The 18,611-nt window shown below is 48.1% G+C and carries 16 protein-coding genes and 1 riboswitch; of the genes, 14 read left to right on the top strand and 2 right to left on the bottom strand.

What is annotated here, in order from left to right:
- Positions 1 to 31 precede the first annotated feature (31 nt).
- From HPY31_RS11100 to HPY31_RS11055, 10 genes are all read left to right on the top strand, one after another.
- Complete coding sequence (locus HPY31_RS11100) at positions 32 to 295, top strand: hypothetical protein (RefSeq protein ID WP_172141019.1); 264 nt, start codon at positions 32 to 34, stop codon at positions 293 to 295.
- Between the two features lie 140 nt (positions 296 to 435).
- Positions 436 to 753, top strand: coding sequence for a thioredoxin (gene trxA / locus HPY31_RS11095; RefSeq protein WP_172140751.1), 318 nt, complete (start codon positions 436 to 438; stop codon positions 751 to 753).
- Positions 754 to 937: 184 nt separating this feature from the next.
- Complete coding sequence (locus tag HPY31_RS11090) at positions 938 to 2,125, top strand: ABC transporter substrate-binding protein (protein WP_172140750.1); 1,188 nt, start codon at positions 938 to 940, stop codon at positions 2,123 to 2,125.
- A gap of 147 nt (positions 2,126 to 2,272) precedes the next feature.
- Positions 2,273 to 3,139 (top strand): branched-chain amino acid ABC transporter permease, encoded by an 867-nt coding sequence (locus HPY31_RS11085; RefSeq protein ID WP_172140749.1) that lies wholly within the window; start codon positions 2,273 to 2,275, stop codon positions 3,137 to 3,139.
- Positions 3,140 to 3,144: 5 nt separating this feature from the next.
- Positions 3,145 to 4,116, top strand: coding sequence for a branched-chain amino acid ABC transporter permease (locus HPY31_RS11080; protein ID WP_172140748.1), 972 nt, complete (start codon positions 3,145 to 3,147; stop codon positions 4,114 to 4,116).
- Position 4,117: 1 nt separating this feature from the next.
- Positions 4,118 to 4,879: an ABC transporter ATP-binding protein gene (locus tag HPY31_RS11075; protein WP_012685398.1), complete on the top strand. Its 762-nt coding sequence runs from the start codon at positions 4,118 to 4,120 to the stop codon at positions 4,877 to 4,879.
- Between the two features lies 1 nt (position 4,880).
- Complete coding sequence (locus HPY31_RS11070; RefSeq protein ID WP_172140747.1) at positions 4,881 to 5,594, top strand: ABC transporter ATP-binding protein; 714 nt, start codon at positions 4,881 to 4,883, stop codon at positions 5,592 to 5,594.
- 124 nt (positions 5,595 to 5,718) lie between these two features.
- Entirely contained in the window at positions 5,719 to 5,970 is a 252-nt protein-coding gene (locus HPY31_RS11065; RefSeq protein WP_016739003.1) for a DUF2164 domain-containing protein, read from the top strand.
- 38 nt (positions 5,971 to 6,008) lie between these two features.
- Positions 6,009 to 7,790 (top strand): excinuclease ABC subunit UvrC, encoded by a 1,782-nt coding sequence (gene uvrC, locus HPY31_RS11060; RefSeq protein WP_172140746.1) that lies wholly within the window; start codon positions 6,009 to 6,011, stop codon positions 7,788 to 7,790.
- A 102-nt stretch (positions 7,791 to 7,892) separates the two neighbouring features.
- Positions 7,893 to 8,080: riboswitch (Lysine riboswitch) on the top strand.
- 231 nt (positions 8,081 to 8,311) lie between these two features.
- Positions 8,312 to 9,553 (top strand): aspartate kinase, encoded by a 1,242-nt coding sequence (locus HPY31_RS11055; protein ID WP_172140745.1) that lies wholly within the window; start codon positions 8,312 to 8,314, stop codon positions 9,551 to 9,553.
- A gap of 49 nt (positions 9,554 to 9,602) precedes the next feature.
- On the opposite strand, the gene HPY31_RS11050 is transcribed toward HPY31_RS11055, so the two are convergent.
- Positions 9,603 to 10,055, bottom strand: a complete 453-nt coding sequence (locus HPY31_RS11050; protein WP_016739000.1) for a YslB family protein — start codon at positions 10,053 to 10,055, stop codon at positions 9,603 to 9,605.
- Positions 10,056 to 10,483: 428 nt separating this feature from the next.
- On the opposite strand from HPY31_RS11050, the gene HPY31_RS11045 reads away from it, so the two are divergent.
- Genes HPY31_RS11045 through sdhB form a run of 3 tightly spaced genes read left to right on the top strand, consistent with a single transcriptional unit; the run spans position 10,484 to position 13,637 of the window.
- Positions 10,484 to 11,095: a succinate dehydrogenase cytochrome b558 subunit gene (locus tag HPY31_RS11045; RefSeq protein WP_087345430.1), complete on the top strand. Its 612-nt coding sequence runs from the start codon at positions 10,484 to 10,486 to the stop codon at positions 11,093 to 11,095.
- 19 nt (positions 11,096 to 11,114) lie between these two features.
- A complete protein-coding gene (gene sdhA / locus HPY31_RS11040; RefSeq protein ID WP_142495574.1) occupies positions 11,115 to 12,869 on the top strand; it encodes a succinate dehydrogenase flavoprotein subunit in 1,755 nt (584 codons plus the stop codon).
- An 18-nt stretch (positions 12,870 to 12,887) separates the two neighbouring features.
- Positions 12,888 to 13,637 (top strand): succinate dehydrogenase iron-sulfur subunit, encoded by a 750-nt coding sequence (sdhB, locus tag HPY31_RS11035; RefSeq protein WP_012685406.1) that lies wholly within the window; start codon positions 12,888 to 12,890, stop codon positions 13,635 to 13,637.
- Between the two features lie 585 nt (positions 13,638 to 14,222).
- Here the strand turns inward: sdhB and HPY31_RS11030 are convergent.
- A complete protein-coding gene (locus HPY31_RS11030) occupies positions 14,223 to 14,663 on the bottom strand; it encodes a MarR family winged helix-turn-helix transcriptional regulator (protein ID WP_172140744.1) in 441 nt (146 codons plus the stop codon).
- A gap of 189 nt (positions 14,664 to 14,852) precedes the next feature.
- On the opposite strand from HPY31_RS11030, the gene HPY31_RS29100 reads away from it, so the two are divergent.
- On the top strand, positions 14,853 to 18,584 hold the full coding sequence (locus tag HPY31_RS29100; RefSeq protein WP_172140743.1) for a S8 family serine peptidase: 3,732 nt from the start codon (positions 14,853 to 14,855) through the stop codon (positions 18,582 to 18,584).
- The last annotated feature ends 27 nt before the right edge of the window (positions 18,585 to 18,611 follow it).

Below are 18,611 nucleotides of genomic sequence, written 5' to 3'. Positions count from 1 at the left end.
GTATAATAGCCGATAAGGAGAGGTGATCGGGTTGAATGAAGAGATTTTGCAACAACTGATACACATGGTTGCTGAGAATAATCGAATCACAAAAGAAATTAAGCAAGAACTTCGAGAATTTAAAGAAGAGATGTACGCATTTCGCATTGAGATGTTCGGTTCTCGGGACGATGCTACGCGCTTAGACAGATTAGAACGCCAAAATAAACATATCGATACAGACCTTGACCTGATGCATCGAAAAGTTAGTGACCACGAACGGGAGATCAACCGGCTCAAACAAGTCGGGCAATAAGGTGCGGCCAGACTGGACAGACTATAGCGAGAAGTGCAGGGCAAAGTGTGGAGCGGCGTAGTCAATTTGTTGTTTGAATGATATACTGATAACCGTTAGGAACCTTTATTTAGTAATTGAAATTCAAGGAGGTAACTTCTATGGCAATTGTAAATGCTACCGACCAAAACTTTTCCCAGGAAGTAGAGCAAGGCGGTACAGTCCTGGTTGACTTCTGGGCTCCATGGTGCGGCCCTTGCAAAATGATCGCTCCTGTACTGGAGCAAATCGACGGTGAAGTGGGCTCCCAGCTCAAAATCGTCAAAGTAAACGTGGATGACAACCCGGATTCTGCTGGTCGTTATGGCGTAATGTCCATCCCAACCCTGATCGTATTCAAAGACGGTCAACCAGTTGACAAAGTGATCGGCTTCCAACCAAAAGAAGCGCTCATGGCAACTGTAGGCAAACATCTGTAAGAGCAATCCAACGATTGAAGCGGCATAGCTATGTGCCGCTTTTTTATTATGTTTGAATACTGAATTCTGAGCGATCGTTTGTCAAAAAATTAAGTTTACTTGAACGAAAATAATTGCGTTTTTAGAATACTTTGATTAAACTTCATATATTCAATTTATTTAGAAAATAAAGGGGGCGTTTTTAATGAAGGGATTTCATTTGATGCGCGCGCTGGCGGCGATCTCGCTAGGGGCGGTATTGATGGTCGGATGTTCGAGCGGAGGAAATACAACTGCTCCTGCAGCAGGAGAAGGTGGCTCAGGACAAGCAGCTAGTGCCGACGGACAAGAGATTCAAGCAAAAATCGGTGTAGTTGGTTTCCTTTCAGGATCTGGTGCAGCCTATGGAGAAGCACAAAAAGCAGGATTGGAGCTGGCGTTGGGGGAGCTAAATGAAGCCAACAAAGGAAAGCTCAAGATCGAACTGAAGTTTGAAGACTCCGCCGGAGAAAAAGAAGGCGCGATTAATGCGGTAAATAAACTGATTAATCAGGATAATGTTGTGGCGATCATCGGACCGACACTTTCCGGTGAAATGTTTGCAGCGGGACCAGTTGCAAACGAGGCGGAAACTCCGATTTTCGGTATCTCCAACACTTCAGAAGGAATCAATGATATCGGGGAGTACGTGTTCCGAAATTCTTTGCCTGAGTCCATTGCAATCCCGACAGCTATGAAAGCAGCCGTGGAGAAAAATGGCTTGAAAAAAGTAGCACTCATCCATGCATCCAACGATGACTTCTCCGTGAATGGTTACAAGGTGATGAAAGCAACCGCTGAAAAGCTGGGCTTGGAGATTACGGGTGAAGCGACTTTCGCAAATGGCGATGTGGACTTCTCGGCGCAGTTGACCAAGCTGAAGCAAGCAAACCCTGATGCTTTGCTTGTGTCCGCTTTGTACAAAGAAGGCTCCATGGTTGTGAAAAAAGCACGTGAGTTGGGCTTTACAGGGACCATTCTTGGCGGGAATGGTTTCAATAATCCGAAAGTTTTTGAAATTGCGGGTCCAGCAGCAGAGGGCTTGATCGTTGCCACTCCATTCAGCCCTGAAAAGAAGGATGATAAAGTACAAGCCTTCGTAAAAGCATTCGAAGCCAAATACAACAAAAAGCCTGACCAGTTCGCTGCCCAAGCATACGACTCATTGTACATCATGTCGCAGTCACTGCTTGCCGCAGGAAAAGCAGATCGCGAAGAGCTGCGCGGAAAATTGGCTCAGCTGAAAGACTTCACAGGTGTATCCGGCAAACTGTCTTTTGACGAGAAGCGCAATCCGATTGGTGATGCGGTGGTCGTTGTCGCAAAAGAAGGCAAATTTGTCCCGTTTGAATAGGGTCGTGCCCGGGGTCGCTCCGGGCTTCTTTTTCTATCGGTTATCTCGCTGGATCAGAAAGTATCAGATGATATTTTCGCTTGCTGATCCAGCGAGAATAACTCAAGCATCGTTAGATGGTAACCACTTAACAGTGAGGTGAGGCATTTGTTTTGGCAGCAATTAGTCAACGGTTTGACAGTTGGTAGCACTTATTCATTGATTGCATTGGGCTATACGCTCATTTTTGGTGTCTTGGGAATCATTAATATGGCACACGGCCAAATTTTTATTTTTGGATCACTAGTTGGCTTGGTATTGATGACCAGCCTGAATATGCCTTTAGGGGTAGCGCTGATCGTAGCAATCGGCATATCTGCCATTTTGGGTCTCATGCTGGAGTATATAGCGCTTCGCCCCCTTCGTAAAAAAAATGTACCCCATCTGGCATCCTTGATCAGTACGATTGGATTTGCCATTTTAATGGAGGAGGCCATGCACAAGTTTTTCGGTGCTGACTCCCGTGCGTTCCCGCAATCTTTTGGGGACACCACCTTTGACTTGGGGCTCATTCAAATTCGAAGCGTCGATCTCGTTATTTTGGGGATTTCTGTGTTGCTGATGTTCGTTCTGCATTTCTGGATTCAAAAAACGAAAATGGGAAAAGCCATTCGCGCGACGGCTGAAAATACGGATACAGCAAATATTTTGGGGATTAACACGAATATGGTCATCGTCGTGACCGTCATGCTTGCTTCGGCGCTGGGAGGCGTCGCCGGCATATTGATCGGGATGGCGTACTCTGCTCTTATTCCGACGATGGGAATGACGCTTGGCTTCAAAGGTTTGGCGGTCTTGATTTTAGGCGGTGTGGGGAGTATTCCTGGAGCCATGGTGTGTGGCGTATTGCTCGGGATTATCGAGGTATTTACGGTCGCGTACGGAGACTCGTCGTATCGGGATGCGGTTGCTTTTGGCTTGATCATTCTCATTTTGCTCTTGAAGCCGGAAGGACTATTTGGACGCAAAGCGTAAGGGAGGTGCAGACATTGGACATTCTCAATCCATATAACTTACAGGTACTGACTTTTATCTTGTTAAACAGCATTTTGGCGATCAGTATTTACATTACGCTCTCGACGGGACAGCTTTCCTTGGGACATGCGGGTTTTATGAGCATTGGTGCTTTTACGGCGAGTATTTTGACGAAGCAAGCGGACATGCCGCTGTTTATCGCCATCATCATCGGAGGACTGGTGGCAGGGCTGATTGCACTGTTGATCGGTGCTCCGACATTGAAGCTCCACGGCCTGTACCTGGCAATTGCTACGCTTGGCTTTGGTGAAGTGATTCGCGTTATTTTCCTCAATATGGAGATGACAAATGGCGCTCTCGGGTTGACCGGACTTCAATCGATTGGCAATTACTTGTACGATTTTGAAAAAGCACTGGGGGTAAAAGCACAAACCTTTGGCATTTCGGTCATGCAAATGAAGTCATTATCGACCTTTGTGTTTATGCTGCTCCTGTTTGCCTTCGTTCTTTTTCTGACGCTGCGTCTGAACCGTTCGCGTCTGGGGCGAGCTTTTGAAGCGATCAAAGCGGATGAAACGGCAGCACGAGCAATGGGATTGCAAGTCAACTATTATAAAATGCTTGCATTTGTGATCGGTTCCATTTTGGCTGGTGTATGTGGAGGATTGTTCGCCCACATTACGACGACGATTACGCCTGATGATTTTAACTATCATAAAGTAGTCGAAATTTTGTCCTATGCCGTTATTGGCGGCAGTGAAGTGGTTTGGGGGCCGCTATTCGGTGCCTTTGTTTTGACAGCACTGCCGGAGGTGCTGCGTGGTTTGGCCGAGTACAAAATGCTCATGTACGGTTTGATCATGGTCGGTGTAATGGCGTTCCGCCCGCATGGCTTGATTGGTGCCGACACGTTCCAAAAGCTGTTCAAGCGTCGTAGGGGCAAGTCATCGGACAAGGAAGCGAAGGGGGGAGTATAAGATGTTGCTGGAACTTGCAAACGTAGGAAAAAGCTTTGGCGGCATCACCGCTCTTCGTGACGTTTCTTTTACTGTCGGAGAGGGTGAGATTGTCGGTTTGATTGGTCCAAATGGTGCGGGGAAAACGACCATTTTCAATATGGCAACGGGCATATTCGAACCAACGACGGGAACTTTTACTTTTGCCGGACAGAAGCTGAATGGAATGGCGCCTAACAAAATTACCGAAATGGGGATTGCAAGGACGTTCCAAAATATTCGCTTATTCGGTCACATGAGTGCGTTGGACAACGTGAAGGTAGGATGTCATTCGCGCATGAAGGCCGGCTTCTGGGCTTCCCTTTTGAAAACATCGGGACAACGTGCGGAAGAAAAGGCGGTGACCAAAAAAGCAGAGGAGCTCCTCGAATTCGTAGGCTTGTCTGACATTGCTGACGTCCGCTCGGATACATTGGCGTACGGTCAACAGCGGCGTCTGGAGATTGCACGGGCACTAGCTACGGAACCAAAACTCTTGCTATTGGACGAACCAGCTGCCGGGATGATCGAGACCGAGACGAAAGCACTCATGGAGCTGGTCAAAAAAATTCGCGATGACGGAACGACTGTCCTGTTGGTCGAACACGATATGGGATTGGTCATGAATCTATGTGAAAAGGTCGTATGTATCAACTTTGGGGTCAAAATTGCTGACGGCACACCGGCAGAGGTACAAAACAATCCAGATGTGATAGAAGCCTACCTCGGCAAGGAGGACGAATAAGATGCTGAACATACAAAACTTGACGACCTCCTACGGTCAAATCAAGGCGATTCGCGGGATAACGCTGGAAGTTCCAGAGGGAAAAATCGTCTCACTAATCGGGGCGAATGGAGCGGGCAAAACCACAACGATGCGTACGATCGCAGGTCAACTGAAGCCCGAAGCAGGGACGATTACGTTTTGTGGTCAAAGCATAGAGGGTTCGAGACCTCATCAGATCGTGAAAGCCGGGCTGGCTTTGGTTCCAGAAGGGCGTGCAATTCTTGGGAAGATGACCGTACTGGAAAACCTGGAGATGGGCGCATTCCAGCGCAACGATGCACAAGGCATCAAGGACGACATGGAGAAGATGATGGCCTGGTTCCCTATCCTCAAGGAGCGTCTTTCTCAATTGGGAGGGACGATGTCTGGCGGTCAGCAGCAAATGCTAGCCATTGCCCGCGCGTTGATGTCCCGACCGAAGCTGTTGCTTTTGGACGAGCCGTCGATGGGCTTGGCTCCCATTGTGGTGGCAGACATTTTCAAGGTGATCAAAGAAATCAATGCAGAAGGTACGACCGTCCTGATCGTGGAGCAAAATGTCAAGCAGGCCCTCAAAATCGCTGATTACGGGTATGTGCTGGAAGCTGGGCAAATCGTATTGGACGGCACAGGAGTAGCGCTGTTAAACGACGAGCGTGTAAAAGAAGCATATTTGGGCGGTCGCAAGCATTAGGTCTGCCTATAAAAACTGTCGCCATGGAATGAGGCGGCAGTTTTTTTCGTATGGATTCCATGGTACTATGAAGGGTAGAACGTATATTCTCTTATGATGCGAAATGGGAAGGAAGCCGGATACGATGCCAACCAAATTGACGAGAGAGCAAATGGAATATCTTGTTCATCAAGTACAACGCTATTTTAAAGAAGAACGGTCGGAGACACTCGGCAATTTGGAGACGGAAGAGTTGATTGCCTTCTTTTCAAAAGAGCTCGGCCCCATCTATTACAATCAAGGGGTGCAAGACAGCCGCAAGCTGCTGATGGAACGGATGAGTTCCTTGGAAGATGAACTGTATGTATTGGAAAAGCCAATGCACAAGAACAAATAGATGCCATTCAGATATAGAGCAAAGAGGAGGCAGCAGCCATGAACAGCTCCTTAAAAGATAAACTGGCCGTCCTGCCAGATAAACCAGGCTGCTACCTGATGAAAAATGCGAGCGGGGAAATCATTTACGTCGGAAAAGCCAAGGTGCTGAAAAACCGCGTCCGCTCGTATTTTACAGGCAGTCATAACGGGAAGACGCAGCTGTTGGTCAGTGAGATCGTGGACTTTGAGTACATTGTGGTATCCTCAGCGATTGAGGCGCTTATCCTCGAGTGCAACCTGATCAAGGAGCACGACCCGCGATACAATGTCATGCTCCGCGATGACAAGACGTATCCGTACATCAAGATTACGAATGAGGCGCAGCCACGCCTGGAGATTACCCGTAAGGTATTAAAAGATAAAGCTAAGTATTTTGGGCCCTATCCGAATGCCGGAGATGCCTCCGAGGTGAAGAAGCTGCTGGATCGCCTCTATCCGTTGCGAAAATGCCGCAATATGCCCAAGCAGGTTTGTCTATACTACCATTTGGGACAATGTCTTGCGCCTTGTGTGTACGAGATATCGGCAGAGGAAAACCAGCGCTTGGTGGATGAAATCAGCCGGTTCCTCGATGGTGGCCATGAGGAGATGAAGCAAACCCTCACGGAAAAAATGCTACAAGCCGCAGAAAACATGGAGTTCGAACGAGCCAAGGAATATCGCGATCAGATCAAGAGCATCGAAGCCGTAATGGAGAAGCAGAAGATCACGTTCACCGATACGCTAGACCGTGACATTATCGGGTTTGCCGTGGAAAAAGGCTGGATGTGCATCCAGGTGTTTTATATGCGAAAAGGGAAGATGATCGAGCGTCAGACGACTTCCTTTCCATACTATGGAAGCGAAACCGAGGACTTCATGTCTTATGTGAGCCAGTTCTACTACGACAAGCAAAATGCGCTGCCAAAAGAAATACTGCTCCCGCAAGAGAGTGAACCAGAGCTTTTGGCTGAGTGGCTTGGCATCAAAGTCCATGCTCCGAAAAGAGGCAAAAAGCATGAGCTCGTGAAGATGGCTACCGAGAACGCCCGTATTGCTTTGCAGGAGAAGTTCGCGCTGATGTCCAAGGACGATGCTCGTACGGTCCAAGCAGTACACAATCTCGGTCACATTTTAGGGATTCCGGTTCCTCATCGAATTGAAGCGTTTGACAACTCCAACATTCAGGGAACAGAGCCAGTGTCTGCGATGATTGTGTTTACAGACGGTCGCCCTGACAAAAAGGAATACCGCAAATTCAAGATCAAAACCGTAGAGGGACCAGATGATTACGGCTCCATGCGCGAAGTCGTTCGCCGTCGTTACTCTCGTCTGCTGAAAGAAAACCAGCCAATGCCCGACCTGATTGTGATCGATGGTGGTAAAGGCCAAATCAGTGCGGCTATGGACGTGCTGGAAAATGAGCTGGGTCTCTATATTCCCGTTTGTGGTCTGGCGAAGGATGAGAAGCACCGCACTGCTCAGCTCATGTACGGAGATCCGCCAGAGCCTATCAATCTTAGACGGGACAGCTATGAGTTTTATTTGTTGCAGCGCATCCAGGATGAAGTCCACCGTTTTGTTATTACGTTCCACAGACAATCTCGGACAAAAACAATGCTTTCCTCGCAGTTGGATGAGATCCCGGGTATTGGTGAAAAGCGACGCAAGCTGTTGTTCTCCCATTTTGGCTCGTTGAAAAAAATGCGCGAGGCCACCGTTGAAGACTTCCGCCAATTGGGGATCGGCGACAAGCTGGCAAAAGAAATCATCGGGCATCTGCGCAAGCTGGACACATAGCCAGTGTGACTTTTTGAACAACCTCTAAAAAGGAATTGATCCATTTTTAGACTCATGTTATAATCCGATTCAAACAGAATAGTTAGCCTCACTTCCATTATGGAGTGAGGTAGAGGCGCGAAAACCAAGAGTACCACCCTGAGATCGGGTATCTGTGAAGGGGACGGGAAAGGGGAATTCGCCGAAGTGTGGGGGGAAACCCGCTTTTCTCCATGCTGGGTCTGCGTTGAACAAATGCAGGACTGTCATCTGCACAATGACCAATTGTCAGATGGAGAGCTATCTCACGGTGTGTCAATGTGAGTTTTGATGGTGATAACTGTCAATCTTCGTTGTCCGCGTGTATTGGGAGGGAGGAACCGGTATGTCGAAATAGTAGGCAGCGGCAGGTCTTATTCCTTGTCGGTGCCTTTTTTGTAAAATAAAAATGCAAGACTTTTCCTTATAGAGAGAATAGTGAAAAACCATACGATATGAGATAAATACCAATATTGGATATGAGAAAAAGGGAGAGAAGCCGCATGGGGTTGATCGTGCAGAAATACGGAGGCACTTCCGTAGGTACCATTGAGCGAATTTTACGAGTTGCGGATCGAATTATCAGCTATAAAGAGGAAGGGCATGATGTGGTAGTTGTTGTTTCTGCAATGGGGAAATCTACTGACGTGTTGGTAGACATGGCCAAGCAGATTAGCGCATACCCATCCGAGCGTGAAATGGATATGCTGCTGACCACGGGGGAGCAGGTATCGATCGCGCTTTTGTCGATGGCCTTGCATACAAAGGGCTACGATGCCATTTCTCTTACGGGCTGGCAAGCTGGAATCACCACAGAGGCGATTCACGGAAGAGCACGGATCAAGCAGATTGATCCAGAGCGGATTCAATCTGAGCTCGGTCGTGGTCGTGTGGTAATCGTGGCAGGATTCCAAGGGATCAGTGACGAAGGGGAAATTACGACGCTCGGCCGCGGTGGATCGGATACATCTGCGGTTACACTCGCAGCGAGCTTGAACGCTGAGAAATGCGAAATCTTTACGGACGTGTCCGGGGTGTATACAGCTGATCCGCGAATGGTTCCAGCTGCGAGCAAGCTGGATACGATCTCGTATGATGAGATGCTGGAGCTGGCGAACCTCGGTGCAGGGGTTCTTCATCCGAGGTCAGTTGAGGCTGCGAAAAAATACAAGGTAAGGCTGGTCGTCCGCTCTAGCTTTACTGCCGAAGATGGTACGTACGTTGAGGAGGTTGCCAACATGGAAACAGGAAGAGTAGTAAGTGGAGTTGCACACGATGAAGATGTAGCCAAAATCACGGTTGTCGGCATGCCTGCCAAGGTCGGGACACTCTCCCGTCTGTTCAATACGCTGGCGGACAATCAGGTGAACGTCGATATTATTATCCAAAGCTCTTATGATGCTACTGTTACAAATATTTCTTTCACAGTTGCAGCAGATGACCTAAAAAAAGCACTGGATACACTGGACAGAAACAAAAATGAGCTTGGCTTTGAAAAAGTCGATTTCGAGGAAAGCTTGACCAAAGTATCCATTGTTGGCTCTGGAATGATCAACAATCCAGGGGTAGCTGCCGAAATGTTCCGCGTTCTGGCAGAAAAAGAAATTTCTATTAAAATGGTATCAACTTCTGATATCAAGGTTTCTTGCGTCATTCCAGCAGCTTTGACAGAGCTGGCTGTTCGCAGTCTTCATTCGGCCTATGGTCTGGATGTTGAGGAAACCGCGGTTGTGCACGGAGTATAAAAAGATAGATGCTCCCTCTCCCTTCTTATAGGTAGAGGGGGCATTTTGTTCATGACGCCACTTGTACAGAGATGCGGATGTCAGAAGGGCTTTCCATTTCGATTTTGCTGAACGCTTCTTTTTCTTTCCACTGCTCAATCATACCTGCGATGATCCCGGCTTCAAAGGAAAGACTGCATCCTAGTCTTTCTATAGACTGATAGCTAAAAATGGAATGATTGAGTGAATAGACGATCGTTTGCCCGTTCTCCTCCAGGACGTCTAGCTGGCCTAATCCAAGCCGAATAAAAGGCATAATCGGGCCTGTTGCAGATTGAATGGGGATTTGGCGGCCCATATTTTTTCCTATCCAATAGAGGATATGGTTTTCACTATCGCCTAGCAGGGTGCTAGTAAGCGTTTCGCGTAGAAGATGATAGCCAAGATAGGGCATATTCATTCTCTCTGCATAGGGAATGGTCTCTGGCGGCAATAGTGCTGCAAGCTGATCCTTCTCTTTCATATGTGCTTCCCTCCTGTCTTTACTAGATTATGAGGAGGGACACGCATTCATGACATCGGAATAGAAAAAATAGCTGGACTAAACAAAGTTATTCTATCAATGTATTTAGTACATTGATTATCTTGACGCTCTGTGTCGACAAGAGTACAATTGGATTTGGTCATAGTTTTGCCCAACTTTTTCTCGTATTTTGACACATTCCGACAAATTCATTTGATCTAGTGAACGCAGTCATTTTGTGAACAGCGTCAAGATCCCGTTCATAAAATGATCGTGGTGGTTTTGCTATGTCTAATGGGTGAGGCAATGGGTTAGGATATTGGGGAAAGGTCTATCAAAACGGTCGAAGCCGTTTTGGACCGCTTGCGGTAATGCTTGACGTTTTTCACAAAATTGAGAGTTACATACATTGAAAGGGGGACCATTGTATGGCGAAAGGCCATAGCTTTCTCAGTCACAAGCTCCACTCACTTCTTGGTTTGTTTCCGATCGGGCTCTTCCTGCTGTTTCACTTGACAGCCAACTACCAAGCGACCCGTGGAGCCGAAGCTTTTAATCAAACAGTTGGTTTGATTGAAAATGTTCCATTCGTATTGGTGCTTGAATTTGTTTTTATCTACCTCCCGATCCTGTTTCACGCTGTTTACGGTATCTACATTGCGTTCCAAGCAAAGCAAAACGTAGGGAACTTCGGCTACTTCCGAAACCAAATGTTCTTGTGGCAACGTGTTACAGGAGTCATTACCCTCATTTTTATCGTTTGGCATGTTTGGGAAACCCGTATCCAAAAAGCAATGGGTGCACACGTGGATTTTGACATGATGGCAAACATTTTGAGCAGTCCTGCAATGATCGTATTCTACACTATCGGGATTATTAGCACGACTTTCCACTTCTCCAACGGACTGTGGTCGTTCCTGGTTCACTGGGGAATTACAGTTGGGCCGCGTTCCCAGCGCATTGCAACATTCCTGACTTTGGGCGTATTCGTAATTGTAACCTTCATCGGCTTGCGTGCGATGTCGGCTTTCATTTTGTAGGGATAGGGGGACAAAACACATGGCAAAAGGTAAACTGATCATTGTCGGTGGAGGTTTGGCCGGCTTGATGGCTACCATCAAAGCAGCAGAAAAAGGCGTTCCTGTTCAGCTGTTCTCCCTGGTTCCGGTAAAACGTTCCCACTCTGTCTGTGCGCAGGGCGGTATTAACGGAGCGGTAAATACCAAAGGGGAAGGCGACTCCACATGGGAGCACTTCGACGATACAGTATATGGCGGAGACTTCTTGGCAAACCAACCGCCAGTTAAAGCAATGTGCGATGCAGCACCTGGCATCATCTATATGTTGGACCGTATGGGCGTTATGTTTAACCGTACGCCAGAAGGTCTGTTGGACTTCCGTCGTTTCGGGGGAACCAAGCATCACCGTACCGCTTTTGCGGGTGCGACAACTGGACAACAGCTTTTGTACGCATTGGACGAACAAGTACGCCGTTATGAAGCTGAAGGTCTGGTAACCAAGTACGAATATTGGGATTTCCTCGGAGCCGTTTTGGACGATACAGGAACCTGTCGCGGGATTACTGCACAGAACATGCGTTCCGGTGAAATTCAATCCTTCCGTGCGGATGCCGTTATTTTGGCAACAGGCGGACCTGGTATCATCTTCGGTAAATCGACGAACTCGATTATCAATACTGGTACAGCAGCATCTGCGGCGTATCAACAAGGGGTTATCTACTCCAATGGTGAGATGATCCAAATTCACCCAACGGCAATCCCGGGCGACGACAAGCTGCGTTTGATGTCCGAGTCTGCTCGTGGTGAGGGTGGTCGTGTATGGACGTACAGAGACGGTAAGCCTTGGTACTTCCTGGAAGATAAATACCCTGCTTACGGAAACCTGGTTCCGCGTGACATCGCGACTCGCGAAATCTTCTCTGTTTGCGTAGATATGAAGCTGGGTATCAACGGCGAAAACATGGTATACCTCGACCTGTCCCACAAAGATCCAAAAGAACTGGATGTAAAATTGGGCGGTATTATCGAGATTTACGAAAAATTCGTTGGGGATGACCCACGTAAAGTTCCAATGAAGATTTTCCCTGCGGTTCACTACTCCATGGGCGGTATGTGGGTAGACTACAACCAAATGACCAATATCCCTGGTTTGTTTGCAGCAGGTGAGTGCGATTACTCTCAGCACGGTGCAAACCGTTTGGGTGCAAACTCCCTCTTGTCCGCGATCTATGGTGGTATGGTAGCAGGTCCAAAAGCGATCGAGTACATCAAAGGTTTGAACAAATCCTCTGATGACCTGTCTTCTACGCTCTTCGACGGTTTCACAAGCAAAGAGCAAGCGAAATACGACAGCATCCTGAAAATGGACGGAACAGAAAATGCTTACCTGATCCACAAGGAACTGGGTGAGTGGATGACTGACAACGTAACGGTAGTACGTTACAACGACCGTCTGCAAAAAACGGATGATAAGATCGTTGAACTGATGGAACGCTACAAGAAAATCAACATCAACGATACAAATAAATGGAGCAACTCTGGTGCGGCGTTTACCCGTCATCTGTGGAACATGCTCGCACTGTCCCGCGCGATCACAATCGGTGCGCTCAAGCGCGACGAGAGCCGCGGTGCTCACTACAAGCCTGACTTCCCAGAGCGTGATGACGAAAACTTCATGAAGACGACAATGGCGAAGTTTAATGCTGAAACGACTGCGCCTGAAATCTACTATGAAGACATCGACGTATCCCTGATCGCACCACGTAAACGTGACTATACGTCTGACAAGAAATAAGAGAGGAGGAAACTGATCATGGCAGAAAAATTGATTCATTTGATTATCACTCGTCAAGATAGCCCTGACAGCACTCCGTACAAGGAAGAGTTCAAAATCCCTTACCGTCCTGGTATGAACGTGATCAGTGCTTTGATGGAGATCCAACGTAATCCACTCAACGCACAAGGTCAAAAAACGTCTCCAGTAAACTGGGAATCGAACTGCTTGGAAGAAGTATGCGGTGCGTGCTCGATGGTTATTAACGGAAGACCGCGTCAAGCGTGCTCGGCACTGGTAGATAAACTGGAACAGCCGATTCGTCTTGAGCCAATGAGCACCTTCCCTGTACAGCGTGACTTGTCGATTGACCGCAGCCGCATGTTCGATGCGCTGAAGCGCGTAAAAGCGTGGGTTCCAATCGATGGTACGCATGATCTGGGACCAGGTCCTCGCATGCCGGAAGTGGAGCGTCAATGGGCGTACGAGCTTTCGAAGTGCATGACGTGCGGTGTTTGCTTGGAAGCTTGCCCGAACGTGAATGCGAAGTCTGACTTCATCGGTCCGTTCGCAATTTCGCAGGTTCGTCTGTTCAACCAGCACCCAACAGGTATGATGAACAAGCATGAGCGTCTGGAAGCGTTGATGGAAGATGGCGGTATCGGTGATTGCGGTAACTCGCAAAACTGCGTACAAGCATGTCCAAAAGGCATTCCGCTGACAACCTCGATCGCTCACATGAACAAAGAAACAACCAAACATGCAGTGAAGAAGTTCTTCTTCTCCTAATTGTTTGCAATAGAAAAGGCGTGCACCGGTGATCCGGAATGCACGCCTTTTTTCAGTTTAGGAAAGTACATGTGGCTGTAGTGGAGAGAAGAATATTTCCAGGCTAGGCTCCAGGCTCCGTCCCTCTGGGGGATGAGACTGTCCGCTCCGAAGAGATTCGCGGGGAAACGCAAAAGTGGTAGCCGCTACGTCGCGTGGGCACGGTTGCGTTTCTTTTGCCTGCGAATCCCTTCTCCGCTCGGTAGGACTCCACAAGTCGCTACGCCTGGAAATATTCTTCTCTGTCGTAACTGATTAGGTTCTTCACTCTTTAAAGGATTTTAAAACCCGTTTAACACGGAAAGTTCGTAGAGGAAACAGGAGAAAAAAGCGAAGATCTTTGGTACACCGACCGAGACGCAATGTAAAAAGCGAAACACGCTCTTAAGCGTCCACCTCTGAGAAGCATCCTGAAAGGACCACTTTGGACGCGGTTTCGCTTTTTACATGGAGTCGGGCAGTGAATCCGCCAGCGGGTGGGACAAGAATCTGAGCGTTTTCTCCTGTTTCCTCCCCACCACAAACAGCAACGTACAAGGAGTTTATTCAATCCGCCTCGATAACCGCCGCCATCGCCAGCTTTTCAAAGATGCTGACGAAGTGCTGGAGTTCATCCTCACTAAGGTGAGAAAACATTTTATTTAGCTTTTCTCTCCGATTCTGCTTGGCTACTTGCAGAATTTTTTTGCCAGAACCACGCAAGCTAATGTAAACAACTCGGCGATCTTCCTCATCACGATCACGGGCGACGAAGCCGTGTTTATCCAAACGGTCGACCATTGCTGTGATTGCGCTTGGTTTGACCCCCATTGATTCAGCCAACTCTCCAACCGTGCATTTTTCCTTCTGTTCCAACTGATGAAGAATATAGAATTGGGGGCCGGTTAAACCAGAGACAGGTTCGGCTAATTGTGTTCCCATCGTGCGCATTATGGTACGAAACGCCTCCTGCAAGCGCTCAAGCGTATCTGTAGAGGGGGAGGGCATGCTCGTATCATCTCCTTATTTGATCTATTTCTTCGTAAAAGGGAATATTTGATATACAATATTTAACGCAATTAAATATTGGCGGAAATTACTGCGTTTGTCAACCTTCGCGAAAAGAAGGGAATACCCAAGCCATTCCTAGTGAAAACTGAAAACATAATGGAATGACTTCCAGCAAGGGGGCAAACGATGAAGAAAAAGGTATGCAGCATTGGATTGATATTGGCTTTGCTTCCCGCAACGACTGTCAGCACAACAGCGTTTGAAGGAACGGCGACCATTCGTACGCAGATTTTGCAGGATCTCGCGGAAATGCACGAGCCATTACATACAGGCAAGGCGGACAAGGAATATAAAACGACGGCAGATGAATGGCAACGACAAGAACTGCTACTGCGAGGTGAGCAATTAAAATCTGCGCCAGTCGATTCGCTGGAAATGATTGAGGCGACTAAGGCTTGGGAGGAAGCGGGGGTAAAAGGGGAAGGGATGCTCGTTTCGGTGATCGATACGGGAATCAATCCGCGCCACCCCGATTTACCTGCCCCGCATGATAAGCGTTCAGCCATGCAAAAGTCAGGCTCTTCCCAGAAGGTGATTCCTGGCTTTAACTGGGCTGACCGTACACAAACAACGGAAGACGTATCGGAATCTCAGCATGGTATCCATGTAGCGGGAATTATTGGTGCGAACGGAAAAGTAAAAGGGGTTGCACCTGAAGCCCAGCTCATCAGCCAAAAAGTATTTTCCAATTATCAAAGCGAGGTTCCTGGGTTAGGTGAATCGATTTTATTTGCGATTAATGATTCCATTACGAAAAAAGCAGATGTCATCAACTTGAGTCTCGGTTCCTCAGCGGGTTATGTGGATGAAACAAATGTGGAGCAAATGGCAGTGAAGCGAGCAGTCGATAATGGGATCGTAGTAGTGGCAGCCGCCGGCAATGATGCGTATTTCGGCAGTGATAAGGTACGAGCACAGAATCCGGATATCGCCATGATCGGTTCTCCAGGTTTGAGTCCTGATGCGTTTTCAGTTGCTTCTATTAACGCAACAGCACTGGCTGGCTATAGCTTCACGGTGCAAGGGATACCCGGTATGGAGAAAGTGGTGTATTTATCGGGCTATGTGGAAGGCGGGGGTGCAATAAACCCAGTCATGACGCTGATGAAGCCGTATCCGCTCGTCTATATGGGGAAAGGGAAGAAGGAAGACTACAATGTTTCCGTAAAAGATAAAGTCGTATTGCTCGAGCGAGGCGACATTTCATTCGACGAAAAGCTACGTCTCGCCAAAGAAGCAGGGGCTGTTGGTGCCGTCATCTACAACAATGAAATGGGACCACTGATTATCAGTGCGGAGCATGCCAAACAAATCCCGGCTGTTTCTATTTTGAAGCACATGGGCGAGCAAATGGCACAAGCGATTAAAAAAGGTAAGAAAGTGACGGTCTCCTTTAACGGTGAATATGGACAAAACCCAATGCCATATCCCGACGGAGGAACAATCTCAGCTTTTTCATCATGGGGACCAACGCCCGATTTGCAGTTCAAGCCGGAGATTGCAGCTCCAGGCGGGGGCATCTTGTCACTCACGCGAGAGTCTGAATATGCCGTGAAAAGTGGCACCTCAATGGCAACGCCACATGTGGCAGGCGGGATGGCGTTGCTGAAGCAAGGCTATCTCAAGCAAGGGCGGAACCTGCAAGGCAGATCGCTTGTCGATACGTTAAAGGCTGCGGCTATGAATACAGCAGAACCGATAATCGATCCGCAAATCAGTGTACCAGCAGCGGATAAAGAGAAAGCAAAAAAAGTACCTTACAGTCCACGGGTTCAAGGGGCAGGGTTGATGCAAACCGCAAAAGCGATCAAGACTCCAGCCATCGTTGTGACTGCAAAAGGAAAAGCAGGCGTCTCGTTAGGCGAGATCGGGAATTCAACGACCTTTTCTCTGTTTATTAATAACAAGTTTGGCAAAAAGCCGATTACGTATCAGCTACAAAATGAGTTTGGTGTCTTGACTGACTTGCGCAAGAATGGGCTCAACATGCTAACGGATACTCTTTTCGAGGGGGCAGAACTGCAATTTTCCGCCCCGAAGATTACCGTTGCGCCAGGGAAGCTAGAGGAAGTGAAGGTAACGCTTACGATTCCGCCAGGCTCCGCACGCAATCAATTTGCAGAAGGATTTATTTCCTTTCAACCAGATGATAAGGAGCTGCCTACGTTGCGCACGCCGTTTTATGGCTTTTACGGCGATTGGGATGAGCCAAGGATTATGGATCAGCCCGTATGGGAGGCAGAAAGTCAGGAAAAACGAACAGGTGTCAAGACGAGCTGGTATCACGATAAACGCAATGACAAGTGGCGCTATCGCGATTATCTAGGAGTGACAGGTGTCAAAGCCGATGGCGGCGCGAAAATCGACCCCAATCATATCGCCTTTTCGCCAAACGGGGATGGGCATTACGATGTCGCTGCTCCTTCGATTACATTTTTGCGCAATGCCCGTCATATTATCGTCGAAGTAACCGATCAGTCAGGCAAGCCGATTCGCACTCTTGTGCGCGATGAAAAGGTGAGCAAGTACGACCAATCCAAGCTGGGGACGCCATATTATTATACGGAAAGGGAAGCGTGGAGCTGGGACGGAAAGATCTTTTCACCGCAAAAAGGCGCCTACATACAGGCACCTGATGGACAGTACCACTTCTCCATTAAGGCCAAAATAGATGACCGCAATGCAAATTGGCAATCGATGACACTCCCCATCCGCGTGGATACAAAAGCTCCTGTGATTACAGCTTCTGTGTCAGGTAACCGGGTTCAATGGAGTAGCCGTGATAAAGATATCCAGGCCTATTTCCTTTATGTAAACGGAAAAAGGGTAGGAGGCCCCTATTCTCCAAAAGTGTCCAGCACACTCATTAATCAGCCGGATAAAAAAATGAGTGTGGTAGCGCATGATTACGCGGGGAATATCAGTGTGGCACATATAAACGGGAAAAGCGACAGCACCCCGCCATTTGTGGAGTTCCCGGATGATTTGTTTCCGTATTTGAAAATATCCAAGCAGCCAGACGTGGCCTTCAGGGGCAAAGTGACAGGCGAGGATATGATGGACAGGGTGCGCTTGTCGATTAACAAAACGCCTGTAAAGCTGGCGACGGATGGCTCCTTTGAAACCATCCTGCGATTAACAGAAGGTCTCAACTATGTGATGTACAGTGCAATGGATATGTATGGAAACAAGCGCCAATTCACGCAGCGGGTCATCGTTGATACGAGTCCCCCGATATTGCAATTACTAAACGATGGTAGCGAAGACGTACAGTTCGATCCAGCAACCAAGAACATGCTGGTTCCGGTCCGTTTCCTATACAGAGATCAAACATACAAAGGTCAGGTAAGCATCAATGGGCAAATCGTGTCCTACTTTGAAGAAGAGCAATTGGAAATCCCTGCACAAAAATACGTAACGCAAATTTTGAACATGAAGCAGGGAGAAAATCGCATTTTGCTCGAAGGGAAAGACGGTGCAGGCAATCAAAGTATGTTGCTTGTGTATGCATATGTCGATGCCAATTCAGGGGCGGTCGTCATAAGCAATGGCGAGCAGCGTATATCCTACAAAGCGCGAACAGTGCCAGCACCGACGATCCAGCTACCGAACAAACAGCTAGAAGGGCAGGAAGGTGAAGCGCTGCCCATCGAAGGGAAAGTGACAGGTGCTGGTGCTGTTAACCTCCAAATCAACTATGGATCAAAAAGCTTTCAGACCAAGGCGAATGATCAAGGGCTATTTCGCTTGGTGCTTCATGAGGTAGAGGAAGGCAAGCAAAAAGTGACGGTTGTTGCCACCGATGCGCTGGGGAGGGAAGCCCGAGCGGAGATGAACGTCGTCGGAAAGAAGAAATAGGGTAGCGGGCCCGTCAGTAGCAGATAA

This window comes from Brevibacillus sp. HB1.3, assembly GCF_013186635.1.
GTDB classification, from domain to species: Bacteria; Bacillota; Bacilli; order Brevibacillales; family Brevibacillaceae; genus Brevibacillus; species Brevibacillus brevis_D.
This window is presented reverse-complemented; position numbering and strand designations above follow the sequence as displayed.